This is a genomic window from Georgenia sp. Z1491, from assembly GCF_049856175.1.
Lineage (GTDB): Bacteria > Actinomycetota > Actinomycetes > Actinomycetales > Actinomycetaceae > JB111.
In genome coordinates, this window is the sequence record NZ_JBNDNA010000023.1 from 1 (window position 1) to 19,958 (window position 19,958).

The following is a 19,958-nucleotide window of genomic DNA, read 5'->3' on the forward strand; positions in this document are numbered from 1 at the left end:
TCGTTCGCGAGGAGGGTCAGGACGAGTTCGGAACGAGTCCATACATGTACCTGGGCCCTGCAACCTATGTTTCACATTCTGGCGACCGACCTATCGCAATAACCTGGCGCCTCGAAGTTCCTATGCCTGCGGACATGTTCGCGTCGACCACCGTGGCGGCGAGTTGACTCGTCGCCCTCACACGTGCGCGATGTACCCCGCCAGCAGCGCCTGGATGACGAACAGGTCCACCCCGCGCCCCAGCTTGCGCACGTAGGGGTCCGCCTGGCTGCTCACCCAGAACTTCAGCTCGCCGTCGAGGTCCGCCGTGCCGGCGGTCTCGAGGGAGAACTGGGTGATCGCCCGGTAGGGCACCGAGTGGTAGTCGACCTTCGAGCCCGTCACGCCCTGCACGTCGATGAGGATCACCCGGTAGTTGGTGAACATGAACCGGTCACGGATGGTCTTGTACCCGAGCTCGAACTTCTCGCCGTGGGCGAGGATCCGGCCCCAGTTCTCGTCCATCTCAGCCATGTCCATGACCGACGCGTTGTCGATGATCCGTCCGACCGCCACAGCACCCTCCCTCGTCCTCGGGCGCCGGGTGGCGGCCCTGCCTCACATCCTTGCGCGGCGCGCGTCACGAGTGGTGGACAGCCTCCGACCGCTCGTCACACCCCGGGCGCGACGACCTCACCCCCGCCGGCCCGCATCGCGGCGGCCAGCCCGTCCGGCGGCGGCTGGTCGGTGACGAGGCCGTTGACGTCGAACCACTCCCCGATCGCGTACCGGCCGACCACGCCGTGCTTGGAGGAGTCCGCCAGGATGTAGGACCGCTCGCTGTTGCGGGCCACCGTCCGCTTGACCTCCACGTCGTCGAAGTCGAAGTCCGTCGGTCCCGCCGCGGCGTCCACGCCGCCGCAGGAGATGAGCGCAAGGTCGAAGTGCATCTGCCGGATGAACGTGTGCGTCGCCGTCCCGGACAGCGACCACTCCCCGCGCCGCAGCCGCCCCGGCGCGAGCACGAGCTCCGCTCCGGTCCCGCGCGCGATCTCGTTGGCCACGAGCAGGGAGTGGGTGACGATCGTGCCCTCGAAAGACGGCGCGAGCGCCGCGGCGACCGCCTGAGCGGTCGTCCCGACGTCGAGGAACAGCGACTGTCCCGGCCGCACCAGCCCGCGCACCAGCTCCCCCACCACCCGCTTCTCCTCCTCGCGGATCGCGGAGCGCTGGTCGAACGACGGCTCGCTGCTCCGCTGCCGCGTCACCGTCACGGCGCCGCCGTACACCCGCCGGAGCAACCCCTCCCGCTCGAGGTGCACGAGGTCCCTGCGCACCGTCTCAACCGAGACCCGCAGCGCACGCGAGAGCTCGAGGGTCGACACGGACGCCTGCGACCGGAGCGCCCGCAAGATGTGCCGGTACCGCTGCTGGACGAGCACGCCCACCTCCATCCCAAACCCACAACATTCCACACCGGTTGCCCGCAGGTCCACATCGGGCGAGGCTCTCAGCAGTGCCCGCTCCCGGGCGCACGGGACGAACCGGACGGCACCGTCCGGACCGCAACGACACGAAGGGTTGCATCGTGGCAATTCTGGCCCTGGACCAGGGCACCTCAGGATCGAAGGCGATCGTCGTCGACGCCGACGGCATCCACGCCGTCGTCGAGATCCCCATCCACCCGGCCTACCTCCCCGGCGGCGCCGTCGAGCAGGACCCCGAGGAGCTCTACGCCTCGGTCGTCGAAGCCGGCAGGCAGGCCGTGGAGCAGGCCGGGAAGACCATCGACGGCGTCTCCCTGGCCAACCAGGGCGAGACCGTCCTCGCCTGGGACCCCGAGACCGGGGACCCGCTCACCACGTGCGTCGTGTGGCAGGACCGCCGCGCCGAGGTGGTCGTCGACCGCCTGCGCGAGCACGCCGAGGACATCCACGCCCGCACCGGCCTCGTGCTCGACTGCTACTTCACCGCGCCCAAGCTCACGTGGGTCCGGGAGAACCTCACCCGCGACGGCGTCGTCACCACCACCGACACGTGGATGCTCCACCGCCTGACCGGCGAGTTCGTCACCGACGTCTCCACCGCGTCGCGCTCGCTCCTCGTCGACGTCGACACCGGCGAGTGGGATCCCCACCTCGTCAATATCTTCGGCCTGACGGGCGAGCGCCTCCCCCGCATCGCCGCCTGCGACGAGATCGTCGGCACCACCACCGTCTTCGGCGGCGAGGTCCCCGTCGGCGGCCTCATCGTCGACCAGCAGGCGGCCCTGCTCGCCGAGGGCTGCCTCGAGCGCGGGCAGGCCAAGTGCACGTACGGCACCGGCGCCTTCATCCTCGTCAACATGGGCGAGACCGCGCCCCGCTTCGACAACGGGCTCACCACCTCGGTGGCCTGGCGCCTGCGCGGCCGCACCACCTACTGCTCCGACGGCCAGGTCTACACCGCCGCCTCCGCGGTGCGCTGGATGGAGGAGCTCGGCGTCATCACCGGCCCCGAGGAGATGGACGAGATCGCCGCCGACGACGCGGGCGGGGTCCTCTGCGCGCCCTCCTTCGCCGGCCTGGCCGCACCGTGGTGGAAGCCCGAGGCGGGGGCGTTCGTCGTCGGGATGACGCTGTCCACCGGGAAGCCCCAGATTGTGCGCGCCGTCCTCGACGGCATCGCCGCCCAGATCGCGGAGCTCGCCGACCTCACGCACACCGAGCTCGGTGCACCACTGACCCGGCTCCGCGTCGACGGCGGACTGACGAGGTCCGTGCGGCTCATGCAGGCGCAGGCCGACATGCTCCAGGCGCCGGTCGACACCTACCCCTCCGCGCACGCCACCGCGCTCGGCACGGCGGCCTGCATGCGGCTCGCGCTGGACCCCGACCTCGCCGTCGAGGACGCCCCGTTCGCCTGGGAGGCCGAGGCCTCCTACGTCCCGCAGCGCAGCGCCGAGGACGTCACCGAGTTCCGCGCCGCGTGGCGCACCGCCGTCGAGACCACGATGGGGCTCTGAACCGTGAGCGAGACCGTGTACGACGTCGCGGTGATCGGAGCCGGCGTCGTCGGTGCCGCGATCGCCCGCCGGCTCGCCGGCACGACCGGTTCGGTCGTGATCATCGACGCCCGTGACGACGTCGGCGAGGGCACCACCAAGGCCAACACCGCCCTGCTGCACACGGGATTCGACGCCACGCCCGGCACCCTCGAGGCCCGCCTCGTCGCCCGCGGCTACGCGCTCCTCACCGACTACTGCGCCCGGGCGAACATCGGGCTGCGGAGGACCGGCGCGGTGCTCGTGGCCTGGGACGAGGAGCAGGCCGAGTCCCTGACCGGCCTCCAGGCGAAGGCGGAGGCCAACGGCTACCACGCCACCGAGATCATCGGCGCGGACGAGGTCTACGCCCGCATCCCGAGCCTCGGCCCGGGCGTCACCGGCGGGCTCACCGTGCCCGACGAGGCGGTCATCGACGCCTGGTCCGTCCCCCTCGCGTTCGCCACCGAGGCCCTCGCCCGCGGCGCGACGTTCCTGCGCGAGCACCGCGTGGCCTCGGTCGAGGTCGGTCCCGCCACGACGACGATCCGCACCGACCGCGGCGACGTCACCGCGCGATGGGTCGTCAACGCCGCCGGTCTCGGCGCGGACGCCGTCGACGCGATGCTCGGGCACGACCGCCTCGACGTCCACCCCCGCAAGGGCGAGCTGCTCGTCTACGACAAGCTCGCCGCGCCGCTGGTGGACACGATCGTGCTCGCGGCCCCGTCGAAGGCCGGCAAGGGCGTGCTCGTCAGCCCGACGATCTTCGGCAACGTCATGCTCGGCCCCACCGCCGAGGACATGACGGACAAGGCCGACACCTCCACCAGCGAGGACGGGTTCGAGTTCCTCCTGGACAAGGGCCGGCGGATCATGCCCGCCCTGCTCGAGGAGGAGGTCACCGCCTCCTACGCCGGCCTGCGGGCGGCGAACAACCAGTCGGACTACCTGATCGACGTCGACGCCGAGCAGCGCTACGTGATCGCCGCAGCGATCCGGTCGACCGGGCTGACCTCCGCACCGGCCGTCGCCGAGCACGTGGTCGAGCTCCTCACGGACGCGGGGGCGGACCTCGACCTCGAGGAACGGGCCGGCCTGCCGGAGCCGCCGGTGATGCCGCCGCTGGGCGAGCACCAGCTGCGCCCCTTCGCCGACGAGGAGCGGATCGCCCGCGACCCGGACTACGGCACGGTCGTCTGCTTCTGCGAGCGCGTGACCCGCGGCGAGATCCGCGACGCCATGACGTCCGGCGTCCCGCCGTGCAGCCTCCAGGGGCTGCGCCGGCGCACGCGGGCGATGAACGGGCGCTGCCAGGGCTTCTACTGCGGCGCCGAGGTCCAGCGACTGTTCGACACCCACCATGCGTGCGGCACCGACCGCGGGAGCGGCACCGACCACGCGTGCGGCACCGACCGGGGGGCCCGGGGCGACCATCCGTGCGAGACCCGGTCAGAGCACCACACGGAGGCCGACGATGCCTGAGCTCCTCACCCCGACGGTCGCCGTGATCGGCGGCGGCCCGGGCGGCCTCTCCGCGGCCGCCCGGCTGGCCCCCGAGCTCGACCAGGTCCTCGTCCTGGAACGCGAGCAGCAGGCCGGCGGCATCCCCCGCCACTCCGACCACCCCGGCTACGGCATCCGCGACCGGAAGCGGTTCATGTCCGGCCCGGCGTACGCCCGGGCGCTCGAGGCCGACGCCCGCGCGGCCGGCGCCCAGATCCTCACCGGCTGGACCGTCACGGGCTGGGCGGACGAGGACACCCTCGCGGTCACCACCCCCCGCGGCCTCCTCCACGTGCGTCCCGACGCGTTCTGTTTCGCCACCGGCGCCCGCGAGCGCCCCCGCACGGCGCGGCTCGTCCCGGGCACGCGGCCCGCCGGCGTGCTGACGACCGGTCAGCTGCAGAACCTCGTCCACGTCCACCACCAGGAAGTGGGCCGGCGGGCCGTCGTCGTCGGTGCCGGGCTCGTCAGCTGGTCGGCAGTGATGACCCTCGCCGAGGCCGGCTGCGCGACCGAGGCGCTGGTCTCCGAGCACCCCGTCGGCGAGTCGTACGCCCTGTTCCGCGTCCCGGGGAAGGCCCTGTTCCGCACCCGGGTCGAGACGACGTCGAGGGTCGTGGCCATCCACGGGCGGACGCGCGTGACGGGTGTCGAGATCGAGGACACCCGCACCGGGAACCGCCGGACGATCGACTGCGACACGGTCGTGTTCACCGGCGACTGGATCCCGGACCACGAGCTCCTCCGGTCGGCCGGCGTCGAGATCGACCCGGCCAGCGGAGCGCCGGTGGTGGACGCGGCGATGCGCACCTCCAAGGAGCGCGTGTTCGCCGTCGGGAACCTCAACCACCCCGTCGACACCGCCGACGTCGTCGCGCTCGCCGGCACCCACGCGGGCGAACGGATCCTCGAGCACCTGGCCGGGCGGCCGGCGCCCGAGGCGAGCGTCCGCCTCATGGCGGAGGACCCGATCCGGTGGGTCTCGCCGTCGAGGTGGGCACCCGGCGGGCCGGCCCCCGCCCGGAACCGGCTCGTGTGCTGGATGGACCGGCTCGTCACGCGGCCCGTGGTCACCGTGCGGCAGGGCGGACGGGTGCTCGCGCGTCGGCGGCTCCCGTGGCCGGCGGCGCCCGGGCGGACGTTCCGGATCCCCTCGGGCGTGCTCGACGGCGTCACCGCCGACGGCGGGGAGGTCCGGCTCTCGGTCGACTGAGACGGAGGACGGCGCGGCCGCGTGGGACCGGACGACGGCGGACGGGCTGGACGACGAGGCGCGGCAATGGAGGGGACGTAGGCCCGGAACCCGCCCGGCGTGGCCGCCGACACCCGGGACTCCCGTCGACCGATGTCGGCGAGCGTGCGCATGATGGACCCGTGCACGAACCCGGTTCCTCCCCCACGCCCCCCGACCGCGAGCCCCCCGCCGACATCAACACCTGGACGGTCGACCCCGACGCCATGGCGCTGTACCAGGCGACCGTCGAGGCGCGGGCGATCACCTTCGGCAGCGGCCAGCACTTCTCGGGCTCGCTCGCCGCGGTCCACCTCACCCCGCCCGTGATCGTCCTCGTCGACGACCCGCTCGCCCAGGCCGCCGAGGTCCTCGACCGCGCGGCGCTCATGGCGGCGGAGTGGGACGACGATGACGAGGACGACGAGGAGTGGGAGGTCGTCGTCATCGAGGAGTGGGACTGGGACGACGACGACCTCGACGAGTGAGCGGCTATCCGTCCGACGAGTGAGGGGATTCTTGCTCACTGGTGAGGACGGTTTGGCCTCGCGTACACGCGCGAACCGGCCCGGCACCGCGGAAGAGTTTCCTCCCGGGAGAGACCTGACGATCACACCGATATTTGCAGCTCTGTTACCGATCACACCGATATCGACAGCCCTGCGCAGAAACGAACAACCCTCTCCCCTGCGGCCGGGCCGCATCGAGAGCCTCCGTCACGAGCAGCCGGCACGAGCGGATGGGCCGGTCGCGTCGAGACTGCGTTCCAAGCGGAGCGGCCACCACCCCAGGCACGACCTCGGCATGCGTGCCACGCACGAGAGCGCCCACCACTACGGCACGATCCCGACGTCGGGCACCCCGGTGTCGACGCGCCAGCGCCCTCCCACCGGCGGACCAGCTGGAGTCCGCTCGCTCGTCGGGGAAAAGTCCCCTCACTCGTCGGGGAAAAGTCCCCTCACTCGTCAGAAGGAGGCGCTCCCGGAGCGGCCAGCCGCGAAGATCCGCGTCACCGTCGATGCGGCCCGCCGGAGGTTCGCGCCGCCCTCGGCGAGCGCCGTGGGCAGGTCCGTCACGCCGGGCACGATCGGCACGAGCGCGGTGACCCCGTGGTCGAGCAGCACGGCGGCGTCGTCGGCGACCCGCCCGGCGAGCACCACGCACGGCACCCCCGCCCGCGCGGCGACGGCCGCCACCCCGGCGGGCGTCTTGCCGGACAGCGTCTGCGCGTCGACCGAGCCCTCGCCGGTGAGGACGAGGTCGGCCCCCGCCACTGCCTCCTCGAGCCCGACCGTCTCGACCACCAGCTCCACCCCGGGCCGCATCCGCGCCCCGAGGAACCCGATGAGCGCGTAGCCCAGGCCGCCCGCGGCGCCGGCACCAGGCTCGTGCGCGGCCCCGCCATCGCCGTCGTGCCCGGCGACCTCGGCCACGCGGGCCAGGATCGCGTCCAGCTCCGTCACGAGCTCCGGGGTCGCACCCTTCTGCGGGCCGAAGACCGCGCTCGCGCCGGACTCCCCCAGCAGGGGGTTCGACACGTCGCAGGCCGCCTGGACCTCGACGCCGGCCATGCGCGGGTCGAGCCCGGACACGTCGATCTCGGCGAGGTGCGCGAGCTCGCGGGGGGTCGTGCCGATCTCCGCCCCGGACGCGTCGAGGAACCGTGCGCCGAGGACGCGGAGCATGCCGGCGCCGGCGTCGTTGGTCGCGGACCCGCCGAGCCCCACGACGATCTCGTCCGCGCCCTCGTCGAGGGCCGCCCGGATCAGCTCGCCGACGCCGGTGGAGTCGGCGCCCATGACGTCCCGCTCGTCGGAGGCGATCATGCCGAGCCCGACGGCGGAGGCCACCTCGAGCACGGCCCGCCGCCCGGCGACGGCGACCTGCCCGGTGGCCTCGCGACCGAGGGCGTCACGGACGGGGACCTCGAGCGTGCGGGCGCCGAGCGCGACGGCGACGGACTCCGTGAAGCCCTCCCCGCCGTCGGACACGGGGAGCTCGCGCACCTCGGCGTCGGGCACGGCGTCCCGGACGCCGGCGGCCATGGCGGCTGCTGCATCGGCGGCGTCAATCGACTCCTTGAACGAGTCGGGGGCGAGGATCACGAGCATGCACGAACTCCTTCGTCCTGGCCGGGCGCCTCCCGACCGGGGTCAGCCTACGGCGCCGCCGAACAGCAGACCGAGGACGTACGTCACCGCGGCCGCGCCGTAACCGATCGCCAGCTGGCGCAGCGCGCGCGGCAGCGGTGCCGAGCCGGACAGCACGCCGACGACGGCGCCCGTCATCAGCAGCGCGATGCCGACGAGCGCGGCGGCCACGGCCACGGCGGCGAGGCCGGTGAGGCCGAAGAGGTAGGGCAGCACGGGGATGATCGCGCCCGAGGCGAAGAACAGGAAGCTCGACGACGCCGCCTGCCAGGCGGTGCCGATCTCCTCGTACGCGGCCTCGTCCGCGCGGGGCGCCTCCTCGCCGCCGGCGACCCGTTCCCCCGCGTGGGCGGCGATGACGGCGCGGGCGTGGGCGTCGGCGTCCTCGACGGACATGCCCCGCGCCCGGTAGAGCAGGGACAGCTCGTTGGCGTCGACGTCGAGCGCCGGCACCACCTGCGCGCTGCGCGTGCTCGGGGTGGAGGACTCGAGCAGCTCGCGCTGGCTGCGCACCGAGACGTACTCCCCGGCGCCCATCGACAGGGCGCCCGCGAGCAGACCGGAGATGCCGGTGGCGAGCACGACCGACGTGCCGACGCCGGTCGCACCGATCCCCAGGACGAGCGCGAGGTTGGAGACCAGTCCGTCGTTCGCGCCGAACACGGCGGCCCGGAAGGTCCCGGACATGCGGGCGCGTCCGCGGGCGGCGAGCGCCCGCACCACCTCGCCGTGGACGCGCTCGTCGGCCGCCATCTGCTCGGTGGCGTCGGCGTCGTCGTCATAGTTCGCCCGCAGCTCGGCGCGCTGGGCGAGCGCGAGGACGAACACCGACCCGAAGCTGCGGGCGAGCCACGCCATGAGGCGGCTGCGCAGCGTGGCCCGGCCGGGCCGCTCGGCATGGGGACCGAGCAGGTCGATCCAGTGCTGCTCGTGGCGCTTCTCCGCCTCGGCGAGACCGAGGAGGATCTCGCGCTCCTCGCCCGACTTGCGCTGGGCGAGGTTCCGGTAGACCGCGCCCTCCGCACGCTCCTCGGCGAGGTTGCGGCGCCAGCGGCGGATCCGTGCGGGATCCGGCGCCCGCGCGGGCACGTCGGGACGGGACATGGTCATCACGATCACCCATTGTGCTCCCGACGCGCCGGACACCTGTTGCGGGTCCGCACGAAGGGTGATGGGCTGGCTCACATGGCCAACACACCTGACAAGATCGTGTACACCGCCACCGCCACCAGCACCGGGGGCCGCACGGGTTCCGGCGTCTCCGAGGACCCCCACCTCGAGCTCACGTTCACCTCCCCGAAGGACATGGGAGGTTCCGGCGAGGGCACCAACCCCGAGCAGCTCTTCGCCCTCGGCTACGGCGCCTGCTTCACGGGCGCCCTCGGCCTGGCCGGCAAGGAGAAGGACGTCGACGTCTCCGAGGCCACCGTCCGCACCAAGGTCGGCTTCGGCCCCGAGGGCGAGTCGTTCGCCCTCACGGTCGAGCACGAGGTCCACATCCCGGGCCTGGGCATTGACGAGGCCCAGACCATCGTGGACCGCACCCACGAGCTGTGCCCCTACTCGAAGGCCACGCGCGGCAACGTGCCCGTGACGGTCACCGCCGTCGACTCGCTCTGAGCCGACCACCAGCTGAGGGAGGGACCGCCGTGCCGGTGACCGTCGAGCGTCACGAGATCGTCGGACGGGCGCCGGACGGCGGGCCCTTCCCCAACAACACCTACCTGGTGGGCGACGAGCGAGAGGTCCTCGTCGTCGACCCGGCGCACGACGCCGACGCCGTGCGCTCCTGCGTGGCCGGGCGCACCGTGGTGGGCCTGGTCCTCACGCACGGGCACTGGGACCACGTCGGTCCCGCCGCCGAGCTCGCCGCGGGGTGGGGTGTCGTCCCGCTGCTGCACCCCGCCGACCGGTTCCTGTGGGAGCAGACGCACCCCGGCGTCCCCACCGGAGATCTCGCCGACGGCCAGGTCATCGAGGTGGCCGGCGCCGAGGTGACCGTGGCGCACACGCCCGGGCACACCCCCGGCGCCTGCTCGTTCCTCGTCCCGGACGCCGCCACGGTGCTCACGGGCGACACCCTGTTCCCGGGCGGCCCCGGCGCCACCCGCTGGGACTACAGCGACTTCGACCAGGTCATCTCCTCGATCCGCGAGCGCCTCGTGACCCTCGACCCGGCCTGGACGGTCGGGCCGGGTCACGGTGACCCGACCACGGTGGGCACCGAGGCCCCCGAGGTCGACGCGTGGGAGTCCCGCGGCTGGTAGCGGGCAGAGCGCCCGTCGCCCGCAACATCGGCGGTCCTCCGCGTCCGGCGGACACGGGGCTCCGGCACCGAGCAGGGGTTCCGACGTCGGGCGGGGGTTCTCCGCCGTCGTGCCCCGGTTGTAGGTTGGCTCACATGTCCTCGGGAGCGCGGTCCATCGACAGCTCGGTCAGCGACGAGAAGGTGCGCGAGGCGACGGGTCGCGCGCGCGAGGAGTGGTTCGCCCTCCTCGACGACGCCGGCGCCACCGACTGGGACCACACCCGCACCGCGACCTGGCTGCGCGAGGAGCACGGCGTCGACGGCTGGTGGGCGCAGGGCGTGACCGTCGCCTACGAGCAGGCCCGCGGTCTGCGGGAGCCCGGCCAGCGGCGCGACGGTGGCTGGGAGGCCTCGGCGTCGAAGACCCTCTACGTGACGGCGCAGAACCTGTGGCCGTACCTGGCCGAGCGGTCGCACCGGTCGGACTGGATCGGTAAGCGCCTCGACGTCACCGGGCAGACCGAACCGACCTCGGTGCGGCTGCGCGACGGCGACGAGCGCATCACGCTGCGCATCGACCCGCTCGAGCCCGGCGCCGACGGCCGGCACAAGGTGCGCCTCGCCGTCCAGCACACCGGGCTCACCTCCGGGGAGCGGATCCCCGAGCTCAAGGCGTCGTGGAAGAAGGCGTTCGCCACGCTCGCCGACCTGCTCTCCGAGAGCTGACCCGAGGGCCGGTCCGCTCACCGGTCAGCGACCGGCGAGGGACCCGACCGGAGGGCCGGACAGGGACCCGACCGGAGGGCCGGCCCGGGACCTGATGTGAGGCGCGGCCGGGACCCGGCCCGTGGGCGAGGTCCCGGCCGCGACCGGGGCGGCGCGCTCCGTCAGCGCAGCGGCCCCTGCCAGGCGCCGGAGAGCGACGCCAGCTCGAACCCGACGGCATGGTTGACGTCGAGCATGTGCCGGTTCTCGGCCGCGTTCCACGTGTGGATCCGCTCCACGTCGGGGAAGCGCTCGAGCAGGGCGAGCTGGTTGACGAGCTTGACGACCGTGCCGAGCCGGCGGCCGCGGTGCTCCTTCATCACGAGCGTCTCGTCCTGCCAGGCGGCGGGGCGGCCGAGCGGGACCGTCAGCTTGGAGAACGCGACGAGCGCCCTGGTGGTGGTGTCCCGCACCGCCGAGACGAGGTAGGTGCGGTGGCCGGACGCCAGGCGGGCGGCCTCGGTGGTCCGGACGCGCTCCGCGTCCCAGGCCTCCTCCTCCCAGTCCAGGCCGCCGAGCGGCACGTCGGTGCTCATCCGGCGCATGAGCTCGGCGATGTGGGCGAGCTCGGCCTCCGGCGTCGCGCCCACCCAGGTGACGATCTCGTCCGTGGGCGCCGTCCAGCCGCGGGCCTGGTCCAGCGCGCCGCGCCACGCGCGCTCCCGACCGGCAACGTGGAGGACCGAGTGCCGTTCGACCTGCTCGAGGACGAGGCCCCGGTCGGTGCAGAACCGGGCGGCGGCGTCGCGCGCGATCGCCCCCTCGCTCCGGGTGGGCCGGATCGGCTCCGCGTCCCCGGCGGGCGGCTCGTGGTCGACCCAGGCCTGGACCACGCTGCGCCCCTCCGCGCGGGCGACGTCCGTGGCCGCGCGCCACAGCGCGTCGCCGATGCCCTGCCCGCGGTGCGCGACCCGGGTGAACAGCTCGACCCCGCAGGTCCGGGTGTTGTCGCGCAGCTCGAGGTCCATCGCGAGGTACCCGAGGACGTCGTGCGCCTCGGGGCCGGGGTCGTCTGCGCCGGAGGCGACCGCGGCCGGCGCCGCGGTCCCGCCCGCGGCCAGCCGCTCGGCGACCGGCCCGGTGGCGGCGACGATCACCACCCGGCGCACCGAGGACTGGTCGGCGTAGGCGCCCAGCCGGGTGGCGGGGTCGCCGAGCAGGTCGGTGTCGCCGAGCCGCTCGAGCAGGTACTCGGCGTCGATGTCGGTCAGGGCCCGGAAGGCGGCCGACGGCGTGGCCCCGGCGGCGATCTCCTCGGCCGCGGGCGCGACGAGGTGGAGCAGGTGGACGCCGGCAGGCAGCCCGTCCGGGCGCACCGTCGGCGCCGTCGTGGCGGGACGGGTCGTCCCCTCGTCGGTGGTCGTCATGCGGGCAAGCGTGGCAGCGCACCGGCTACGGCGCACCGGCTTTTCCGACGTTCGCCCGCAGGGGAGGCGGGTGCGGCGCGGGTGCCGCTTGCCGGTGCGGCGTGGGAGTGCCCGGCTCAGCCGACGGGCTCGACCCGGACGACCAGCGCGCGGTGCGTGGCCTGTCCGACGTCGAAGACCGCGCCCTCGGCCACCCGGTAGCTGGCCTCGTCGACGAGGATGCGGTCGATCGGCGAGCCGAAGAACCAGGGGATGTCCGCGGGCCACGTGGCGACACCGCCGAGGCCGGCCTCGGTCGCGCCGTCGACGCAGCGGCCGAGGTCGCGCGCGGGCGCGTGGTCGACGGTGGCGTTGAGGCCGCCCGCGACCACGACCGGTCCCGAGCCCGTGCGGCACCACGTGAGCGCCTCCCCGACCTCGCGGCGCCAGACGTCCATCGCGTCGGGCCTCGGCGCCGTGGGGTGCACGGCGACGATCGTCGGCCCCACGCCGGAGACGGGTCGCAGGGCGAACGCCTCGGCGGTGGGCTCGGCGTCGACCGGCACGTAGCCGCCGAGGGAGTCGGCGAGGAGCACCGCCGTCGCCCCACGGTCCTCGGTGGCGGAGCCCGCGCCGTAGGCCGTGAACGGGTGGCCGGACCCGGTGAGCTCGGTCGCGAGCGCCGTCGCGTCCGCGTCGAGCATCTCGGGCAGGACGACGACGTCGACGCCCTGCTCGACGATCGGTGTGGCGAGATCGGACCCCGCGACGTCGCCCTCCTCCATGTTGACGGTGAGGATCGTCAGCGCGGCGTCGGGCGCCGCGGCCGTGTCGTCGGTGCGGCTGATCGAGGTCGCGGCCGACGTGCCGCGGTCGAACATGATGGCGAGGTGACCGACCGCCACGAGCAGGAAGACGCCGCCGAGCACCATGATCGCCGCGCCGGCCCGGATGAGCTGCCGGCGGACGAGGCCGATGACGAGGAAGACGATGCCGAGCACGGCGAGGGTGAGCACGAGCCAGCCCTTGAGGGCCACGACCTGAGCCACCGGCGTGACGCCGGAGATCCCGTCCAGGGGCGGGACGATCGCACCCGGGAGCTCGGGATCGAGCGTGAGGGCGGCGAGCAGCCCCACGACGGCGACGACGACCCAGATGACGATGCGCACGGATCCAGTGTCCCGCACGTGCGTCGGCGGGCCCGCAGGCCGGGGGTCTCGAACCGGTCACGCCCCCGGTCGGCGAGAGTGCGGCTCCCGGTCGTCGAGAGTGCGGCTCCCGGTCGTCGAGTGTGCGGGTCCCGGTCGGCGAGAGTGCGGGTCCCGGTCGTCGAGAGCGACGGTCGACCGTCGGTCAGTCGCTCGGTGCGGTGAGCCGGAGCTCGACGGCCACGGCGCGGTGGTCGGAGCCCCCGACCTCCTCGACCTGCCCGGACGTCCCCCGCAGGCCGCCGGCGACGAGGACGTGGTCGATCGTGGCGCCCGCCCACACCGGCCACGAGGCGGGCCACGTGGCCAGGCCGCCGATGCCGGCGTCGACGCCCGCGTCGTGGCACCGCCCGCCCGCGGCCGCGACGCCGGTCAGCGAGGCGTGGTCGAGCGTCATGTTGAGGTCGCCGGCGATGACGGTGGGCCGCATCGCGCGCTCGCACGTGCCCATGATCGCGCGGTTCTCCGCCCGCCAGGCCGCCATGTTCCCGGCGACCGGGGGGATCGGGTGCGCGGCGACGAGCACGGGCTGGTCCGGGTCGTCGCCGGTCGGCCGGAGGTGCACGCGGCCGAAGCCGCCGGTCACCGCGTCGGTGCGCTGCTCATAGGGGCCGAGGGCGTCGGCCACGACCATCGAGGTCGCCCCGACCGCGCCCGTGCCCTCGGTGTAGCCGGTGAAGCCCTGACCGGTGCGTTCCTCGAGCACCCGGACGATCTGCTCGGCGAGGTCGGCGGAGGTCTCGGGCAGGGCGAGGACGTCGGCCCCGACGCTCACGGCATGGTCGACGACGTCCGTCGGCGTCGCCGCACCACCGAGGGTGTTGAGCGTGAGAACGGTGAACCTCTCCGGCGTGGGCGGCTCGTCCGAGGCGGTGACGCCCTCGCCCGAGACGCCGCGATCGAGCAGCTCGACGCCGTGCGCCACCCCGGCGAGCGCCGCGACGACTCCCCCGGCCAGCACGACCACGGCGGGCGCTCCGCCCCGCACCGGGCGAGCCGGGGCGCGGCTCCTGTCCGCGCGCGAGTCCCTGCTTCCCTCCCGCTCGACCGGGTCGTCGGCCCGGTGATCGCCCGGGCCTCCCACACGGGCCCGTCGCTGCCGGGCGAGGAGCACGAGGCGACCGGCGAACACGAGGAGCAGGCCGAGGACCAGGAGCGTCGCCGCGAGCGTGCCCTTGAGGGCGAGGACCTGCGCCACCGGCATCCGCTCGCTGAACCACAGGGGACGCAGCGTGTAGAGGCTCGCGAGGGCAAGGAGCACCGCCGCCACGGCGCCCGCCACCCCCGCTCCCCTGCGCATACGCTCCATCGTCGGCCACGTCACCGACGTCGGGCCACCCCACGGTGGGGAGTCCGACCCAGGTCAGCGCTCCCCACAATGGGTGCACGCCTGGTGCGGGGTTCCCTGCCGAGAGCGCGAGGTGTCGCCGAGAGCGCGGTTTCCGACCGAGGGCGCGGAATATGGCCGAGAGCGCGAGGTGTCGCCGAGAGCGCGGTTTCCCACCGAAGGCGCGGTCAAGACGCCGAGTGGATGGCCGCCGGGGGTCCACTCGACACGGAACCCGCGGCCTCGACACGGAACCCGCGCCCTCGACACGGAACCCGCGCTCTCGGCACGGCGCGCGCAGCGCCGACACCCGACCCGCGCCGCCGACGCACACGAACACGGCCGTCGACGCACATCTCGCTTCCTCCAGGGACGCGTGCGCCCCGAATCTCCCGATTCCCGGTGCATCCTGGGGCGGACATGCCGAACAATGGATGCCCGTGACCTCCGCCGACCACGATCCCCGCCGCCCCGACCAGGGTGAGCCGCGTCGGCGCGCGAACCGACGCCCCACCGGTGGTCACGGCAACGGGGCCGGCATCCCCAACGACGGTACCGGCACGGACACGACGGCGAGTCGTCGTGGGGGACGCCGCAGGGGTCGTGGCGCGGCGCGCGGCGCGGACCGGGTGGCGCGCGGACCTCGCCCCCCGACGCCGGAGCAGGTCGAGGCCCGCCGTGCCGCGGTCCCCGTCATCAGCTACCCCGAGGAGCTCCCGGTCGCCGAGCGGCGCTTCGAGATCGCGGCGGCGATCGCGAGCCACCAGGTCGTCGTCGTCGCGGGCGAGACCGGGTCCGGCAAGACCACCCAGCTGCCGAAGATCTGCCTCGACCTCGGCCGCGGCGTCGAGGGCATGATCGGGCACACCCAGCCGCGTCGCCTCGCCGCCCGGTCCGTCGCCGAGCGCATCGCCTCCGAGCTGGACGTCGACCTCGGCAAACAGGTCGGCTACCAGGTCAGGTTCACCGACGAGGTGTCCGCCACCACGCTGGTCAAGCTGATGACCGACGGCATCCTCCTCGCGGAGATCCAGCGCGACCCGCTGCTGCGGCGCTACGACACGATCATCGTCGACGAGGCCCACGAGCGGTCCCTGAACATCGACTTCCTGCTCGGGTACCTCGCCCAGCTGCTCCCGCGCCGTCCCGACCTCAAGCTCGTCATCACGTCCGCCACGATCGACTCCGAGCGCTTCGCCGAGCACTTCGGGAAGGCCGCAGGGATGGACGGCCCGGCCCCGGTCGTCCAGGTCACGGGCCGCACCTACCCGGTCGACGTCCGCTACCGTCCGCTCGTCCCCGACGTCGACGACGAGACCGACGAGGACGAGTCCCCCGACGACGACGGACGCACCCGCACCGCGGCCTCCGCCCGGCGCGCCGACGGCCCGGGGAGCGGCCCGGCGGGCGGCTCACCCGCCGACCCCGAGGAGCCGATCGACCAGGTCACCGGCATCCTCCGGGCCTACGACGAGCTCGCCGCCGAGGGGCCCGGCGACATCCTCGTGTTCCTCTCGGGCGAGCGCGAGATCCGCGACACCCACGTGGCGTTCGCCGAGCACCTGGGCGAGCGGTACCTGGCGCCCGGGGGCCGGTCGACGGTGCCGGGCGCCGTCGAGATCCTCCCCCTGTACGCGCGGCTCACCGCCGCCGAGCAGCACCGGGTCTTCGCCCCGCACAGCACCCGTCGCGTCGTGCTGGCCACGAACGTCGCCGAGACGTCCCTGACCGTGCCCGGCATCCATTACGTCATCGACCCGGGCACGGCCCGCATCTCGCGGTACTCCACGCGGACCAAGGTGCAGCGGCTGCCGATCGAGCCGGTCTCGCGGGCGAGCGCCGCCCAGCGGTCGGGGCGCTCGGGCCGCGTCGCCGACGGGGTCGCCATCCGGCTCTACTCGCGCCGGGACTTCGACAACCGTCCGGAGTTCACCGAGCCCGAGATCCTGCGGACCTCCCTCGCCTCGGTCATCCTGCAGATGGCCTCGCTCGGGCTCGGCGACGTCGCGCAGTTCCCGTTCGTCGACCCCCCGGACACGCGGGCCGTGCGCGACGGCGTCCAGCAGCTCGAGGAGATCGGTGCCCTCGAGCCCGGGTCGACCGAGCTGACCCGCGTGGGCCGGGACCTGGCCCGCCTGCCCGTGGACCCGCGCCTGGGACGGATGCTGCTGGAGGCCGAGCGGCTCGGGTGCGCGGCCGAGGTGATGGTCGTCGTCGCGGCCCTGTCCGTGCAGGACGTGCGCGAGCGGCCCGTGGAGAAGCAGACCCAGGCCGACCAGAAGCACCGCCGGTTCGTCGACGAGACCTCGGACTTCCTCGCCTACCTCAACCTGTGGCGCTACCTGCGCACGCTCCAGCGGGACCTGTCCGGCTCCGCGTTCCGCCGCACCGTGCGCGGGGAGTACCTCAACTACCTGCGCATCCGGGAGTGGCAGGACGTCGTCACCCAGCTCCGCCAGCTGGCCAAGCCCCTCGGCCTGCACCTGCGCCCCCTCGCCCTGCCGCCGGCGGCCGAGGTGGACACGCCGGACACCGACCTCGTGGCCTCCACCGTGGTCGCGCTCGGACGCGGGTCGGACGCCGCGTCCGCGGACTCCGTCCACCAGGCCCTGCTCACCGGCCTGCTGTCCAACCTGGGGAGCTACGACGAGCGCAAGCGCGACTACGCGGGCGCCCGCGGGACCCGGTTCGTCATCTGGCCCGGCTCGGGGCTCTCGCGGAAGACGTACCCGTGGGTGATGGCGGCCGAGCTCGTCGAGACCTCGCGACTGTTCGCCCGCACGGTCGCGCGGGTGAACCCGGACTGGGTGGAGCGGGCCGCCGGGCACCTCCTGCGCCGCACGTACTCCGAGCCCTACTGGTCCACCCGCAACGGCGCCGCCATGGTCAAGGAGCGCGTCCTGCTGTACGGCATGACGCTGGCTGCCGACCGTCCCGTACTGCTGGGTCGCCTCGGCGACCAGCCGATCGGCGACGCCACGGCCGCCGAGCTCGCGCGGGAGATGTTCGTCCGCCACGCGCTCGTGGAGGGCCAGTGGCGCACGCACCACCGGTTCGTGAAGGACAACGCGGCGGTGCTCGAGGAGGCCAGAGAGGTCGAGGCACGGCTGCGGCGCCACGGCGTCGTCGGGGACGAGGACACGCTGTTCGCCTTCTACGACGAACGCGTCGGCGCCGAGGCCGTCTCCGCCCGCCACTTCGACACGTGGTGGAAGAAGGCCCGGCGCGAGACCCCGGACCTGCTCACCCTCACGCTCGAGGAGCTCGTGCCGGAGAACCCGGTGTCCGAGGCGGACCAGCCCTCGACCTGGCAGCAGGGCGACCTCACCCTCCCCCTGTCCTACGACTTCACACCCGGCGCGTGGGCGGACGGCATCACCGCGACGGTCCCGGTGGAGGTCCTCGGCCGGCTGCGTCCCGAGGGGTTCGACTGGCTCGTGCCCAGCTACGTCGACGAGCTCGCCGTCGCGACGATCCGCGCGCTGCCCAAGCGGGTGCGGCGCGAGCTCGTGCCCGCCCCGGACGTCGCGCGCGCCGTCGTGGCGGCCATGCCCGACTGGCACGACGCCGTCGCCGCCGCCCCCGGGGACGCGGGCCGGCAGGGCGGCCGGGTCGACCCCGCAGACGTGCCCGCCTGGCAGGACGCCTTCGCCGCCGCCGTGCGCGAGGTGCGCGGGGTGGAGATCGACGAGGCCGCCTGGGGCGAGTCCGCCGAGCTGCCCGGGCACCTGCGGATGAAGTTCCGGGTCGTCTCCGCCAAGGGCGCGGTGCTCGGCGAGGGCGACTCGCTGCTCGCCCTGCAGCGCGAGCTGGCGCCGGCCGTCGAGAGCGCGGTCGCCTCGGCGGTGCGCGGCGCCGTCGCGGTGGCCATGGCCGAGGCGCGGTCCGCCGCCGGGGAGGGGGCCGGGGGCGCCCGTGGGTCCGGTGCCGCCAAGTCCGGTGCCGGTGCGCGCGGGGGCCGCTCCTCCGGCGGCCGCGGCGCGGGCGGGAGCGAGGCCGCTGTGGAAGCCTCCGACCCCGCGGCCGGCGGGACCGCTCCCGGGGCCGCGACCGCCGTCGAGCAGGAGGGCCTGACCACCTGGCCGGACGTGCCGGGCGGGGCGATCCCGGCCAGCGTGGAGACGATCGGGCCGGCCGGGCTGGTCGTGCGCGGCTATCCCGCGCTCGTCGAGGAGGCCACCTCGGTGGCCCTGCGGGTCCTGCCCGACGCCGGTTCCCAGGTCCGCGCGCACCGTCTCGGCGTGCGTCGGCTGGCGCTGGCCGCCACCGCGCTGCCCGAGCAGCGGGTGAGCACCCGGTGGGGCGGGCAGGACGCGCTCGCGCTGGCCTCCTCGCCCTACCCGAGCACGGGCGCGCTCGTGTCCGACCTCCAGCTGGCCGCGGTCACCGAGATCGTCGACGACTGGTGCGCCGAGCACGTGAGCGGCGGAGCCGGGATGCTGCGGGACAAGGAACGGTTCGAGGAGCTCGTCGCGCACGTGCGCACCCGGCTCGAGGACCGGGTCTTCGAGCTGGCCGGCACGGTGGTCAACGTGATGAACGCCTGGCGCGAGCTGCAGGCCACGGTCAAGGCCTCCAGCTCAATCCACCTGCTCGGAGCGGTCACCGACGTGCGCGCCGCGGTCGGTGACCTGGTCTTCGACGGGTTCGTGGCCGTGACCGGCCCGGACCACCTCGTCCACCTGCCGCGCTACCTCAAGGCGGCCCAGCGCCGCCTCGAGCGGGCCGCGCAGAACGTGCACGCCGACGACGCGGCCGCCTGGCAGGTGCAGGAGATGGTCGACGCCCTCGAGGCGGCCCGGGCCCGCGCCGGGGACGACCCCGACGCCCAGGCCCGGCTCCGCGAGGTGCGCTGGCTGATCGAGGAGCTGCGGGTCTCCCTGTTCGCCCAGCAGCTCGGCACGCCGGTCAAGGTCTCGACCACGCGGGTGCGCAAGGCCATCGCGGCGGCGCTCGGGGGCTAGGGCCCCGCGACCGACAGGGTCGCCGGCCGTCGGGCGGGCCGGGCCTTCCTGGGTCCAACTACCCAGGTCACGGGCCTGCAGGACCGTCCCGGGCGCTCGTAGCGTCGAGGGTGCACGACGGGGAGGGCTTCGGATCTCCCCCACCGTCCGGTCGGCACCGACGAGGGTCGACCGGGTCCGCGACGGGCCTGCCACCGGCCCCGAGAGGAGGA

The 19,958-nt window shown here is 74.3% G+C and carries 15 protein-coding genes; 8 read left to right on the plus strand and 7 right to left on the minus strand.

Features of this window, described 5'->3' with window-relative positions:
* Window positions 1–177: 177 nt before the first annotated feature.
* Entirely contained in the window at window positions 178–555 is a 378-nt protein-coding gene (locus ACPYO4_RS15490) for a PH domain-containing protein (protein ID WP_425710153.1), read from the minus strand.
* Window positions 556–650: 95 nt separating this feature from the next.
* On the minus strand, window positions 651–1,421 hold the full coding sequence (locus ACPYO4_RS15495) for a DeoR/GlpR family DNA-binding transcription regulator (protein WP_425710154.1): 771 nt from the start codon (window positions 1,419–1,421) through the stop codon (window positions 651–653).
* A gap of 146 nt (window positions 1,422–1,567) precedes the next feature.
* On the opposite strand from ACPYO4_RS15495, the gene ACPYO4_RS15500 reads away from it, so the two are divergent.
* The 4 genes from ACPYO4_RS15500 (at window position 1,568) to ACPYO4_RS15515 (ending at window position 6,226) form a co-directional block, all read left to right on the plus strand.
* On the plus strand, window positions 1,568–2,983 hold the full coding sequence (locus ACPYO4_RS15500; RefSeq protein ID WP_425710155.1) for an FGGY family carbohydrate kinase: 1,416 nt from the start codon (window positions 1,568–1,570) through the stop codon (window positions 2,981–2,983).
* 3 nt (window positions 2,984–2,986) lie between these two features.
* Window positions 2,987–4,486, plus strand: a complete 1,500-nt coding sequence (locus tag ACPYO4_RS15505; RefSeq protein ID WP_425710156.1) for an NAD(P)/FAD-dependent oxidoreductase — start codon at window positions 2,987–2,989, stop codon at window positions 4,484–4,486.
* Window positions 4,479–5,720, plus strand: a complete 1,242-nt coding sequence (locus ACPYO4_RS15510; RefSeq protein ID WP_425710157.1) for an NAD(P)/FAD-dependent oxidoreductase — start codon at window positions 4,479–4,481, stop codon at window positions 5,718–5,720. Before ACPYO4_RS15505 ends, ACPYO4_RS15510 begins: the two co-directional genes overlap by 8 nt.
* 161 nt (window positions 5,721–5,881) lie before the next feature.
* Window positions 5,882–6,226: a hypothetical protein gene (locus ACPYO4_RS15515; protein WP_425710158.1), complete on the plus strand. Its 345-nt coding sequence runs from the start codon at window positions 5,882–5,884 to the stop codon at window positions 6,224–6,226.
* Between the two features lie 477 nt (window positions 6,227–6,703).
* Here the strand turns inward: ACPYO4_RS15515 and ACPYO4_RS15520 are convergent, their stop codons facing one another.
* Window positions 6,704–7,849 carry a glycerate kinase gene (locus ACPYO4_RS15520; RefSeq protein ID WP_425710159.1) on the minus strand — a complete coding sequence of 382 codons (1,146 nt, stop codon included), beginning with the start codon at window positions 7,847–7,849 and terminating at the stop codon, window positions 6,704–6,706.
* A 42-nt stretch (window positions 7,850–7,891) separates the two neighbouring features.
* On the minus strand, window positions 7,892–8,998 hold the full coding sequence (locus ACPYO4_RS15525; protein WP_425710183.1) for a VIT1/CCC1 transporter family protein: 1,107 nt from the start codon (window positions 8,996–8,998) through the stop codon (window positions 7,892–7,894).
* 75 nt (window positions 8,999–9,073) lie between these two features.
* On the opposite strand from ACPYO4_RS15525, the gene ACPYO4_RS15530 reads away from it, so the two are divergent.
* The 3 genes from ACPYO4_RS15530 to ACPYO4_RS15540 all read left to right on the plus strand — a co-directional run bounded on the left by ACPYO4_RS15530 (window position 9,074) and on the right by ACPYO4_RS15540 (window position 10,862).
* Window positions 9,074–9,508, plus strand: coding sequence for an organic hydroperoxide resistance protein (locus tag ACPYO4_RS15530; RefSeq protein WP_425710160.1), 435 nt, complete (start codon window positions 9,074–9,076; stop codon window positions 9,506–9,508).
* A 29-nt stretch (window positions 9,509–9,537) separates the two neighbouring features.
* Window positions 9,538–10,155 carry an MBL fold metallo-hydrolase gene (locus tag ACPYO4_RS15535; RefSeq protein WP_425710161.1) on the plus strand — a complete coding sequence of 206 codons (618 nt, stop codon included), beginning with the start codon at window positions 9,538–9,540 and terminating at the stop codon, window positions 10,153–10,155.
* A gap of 134 nt (window positions 10,156–10,289) precedes the next feature.
* Window positions 10,290–10,862 (plus strand): DUF4287 domain-containing protein, encoded by a 573-nt coding sequence (locus ACPYO4_RS15540; protein WP_425710162.1) that lies wholly within the window; start codon window positions 10,290–10,292, stop codon window positions 10,860–10,862.
* A gap of 161 nt (window positions 10,863–11,023) precedes the next feature.
* Here ACPYO4_RS15540 and ACPYO4_RS15545 read toward each other — a convergent pair whose 3' ends face one another.
* The 3 genes from ACPYO4_RS15545 to ACPYO4_RS15555 all read right to left on the minus strand — a co-directional run bounded on the left by ACPYO4_RS15545 (window position 11,024) and on the right by ACPYO4_RS15555 (window position 14,755).
* Entirely contained in the window at window positions 11,024–12,268 is a 1,245-nt protein-coding gene (locus ACPYO4_RS15545; RefSeq protein WP_425710163.1) for a GNAT family N-acetyltransferase, read from the minus strand.
* Window positions 12,269–12,384: 116 nt separating this feature from the next.
* Entirely contained in the window at window positions 12,385–13,416 is a 1,032-nt protein-coding gene (locus tag ACPYO4_RS15550) for an endonuclease/exonuclease/phosphatase family protein (protein ID WP_425710164.1), read from the minus strand.
* A 184-nt stretch (window positions 13,417–13,600) separates the two neighbouring features.
* On the minus strand, window positions 13,601–14,755 hold the full coding sequence (locus tag ACPYO4_RS15555; RefSeq protein ID WP_425710165.1) for an endonuclease/exonuclease/phosphatase family protein: 1,155 nt from the start codon (window positions 14,753–14,755) through the stop codon (window positions 13,601–13,603).
* Window positions 14,756–15,216: 461 nt separating this feature from the next.
* On the opposite strand from ACPYO4_RS15555, the gene hrpA reads away from it, so the two are divergent.
* Window positions 15,217–19,746, plus strand: a complete 4,530-nt coding sequence (gene hrpA / locus ACPYO4_RS15560) for an ATP-dependent RNA helicase HrpA (RefSeq protein WP_425710166.1) — start codon at window positions 15,217–15,219, stop codon at window positions 19,744–19,746.
* Window positions 19,747–19,958: the final 212 nt, after the last annotated feature.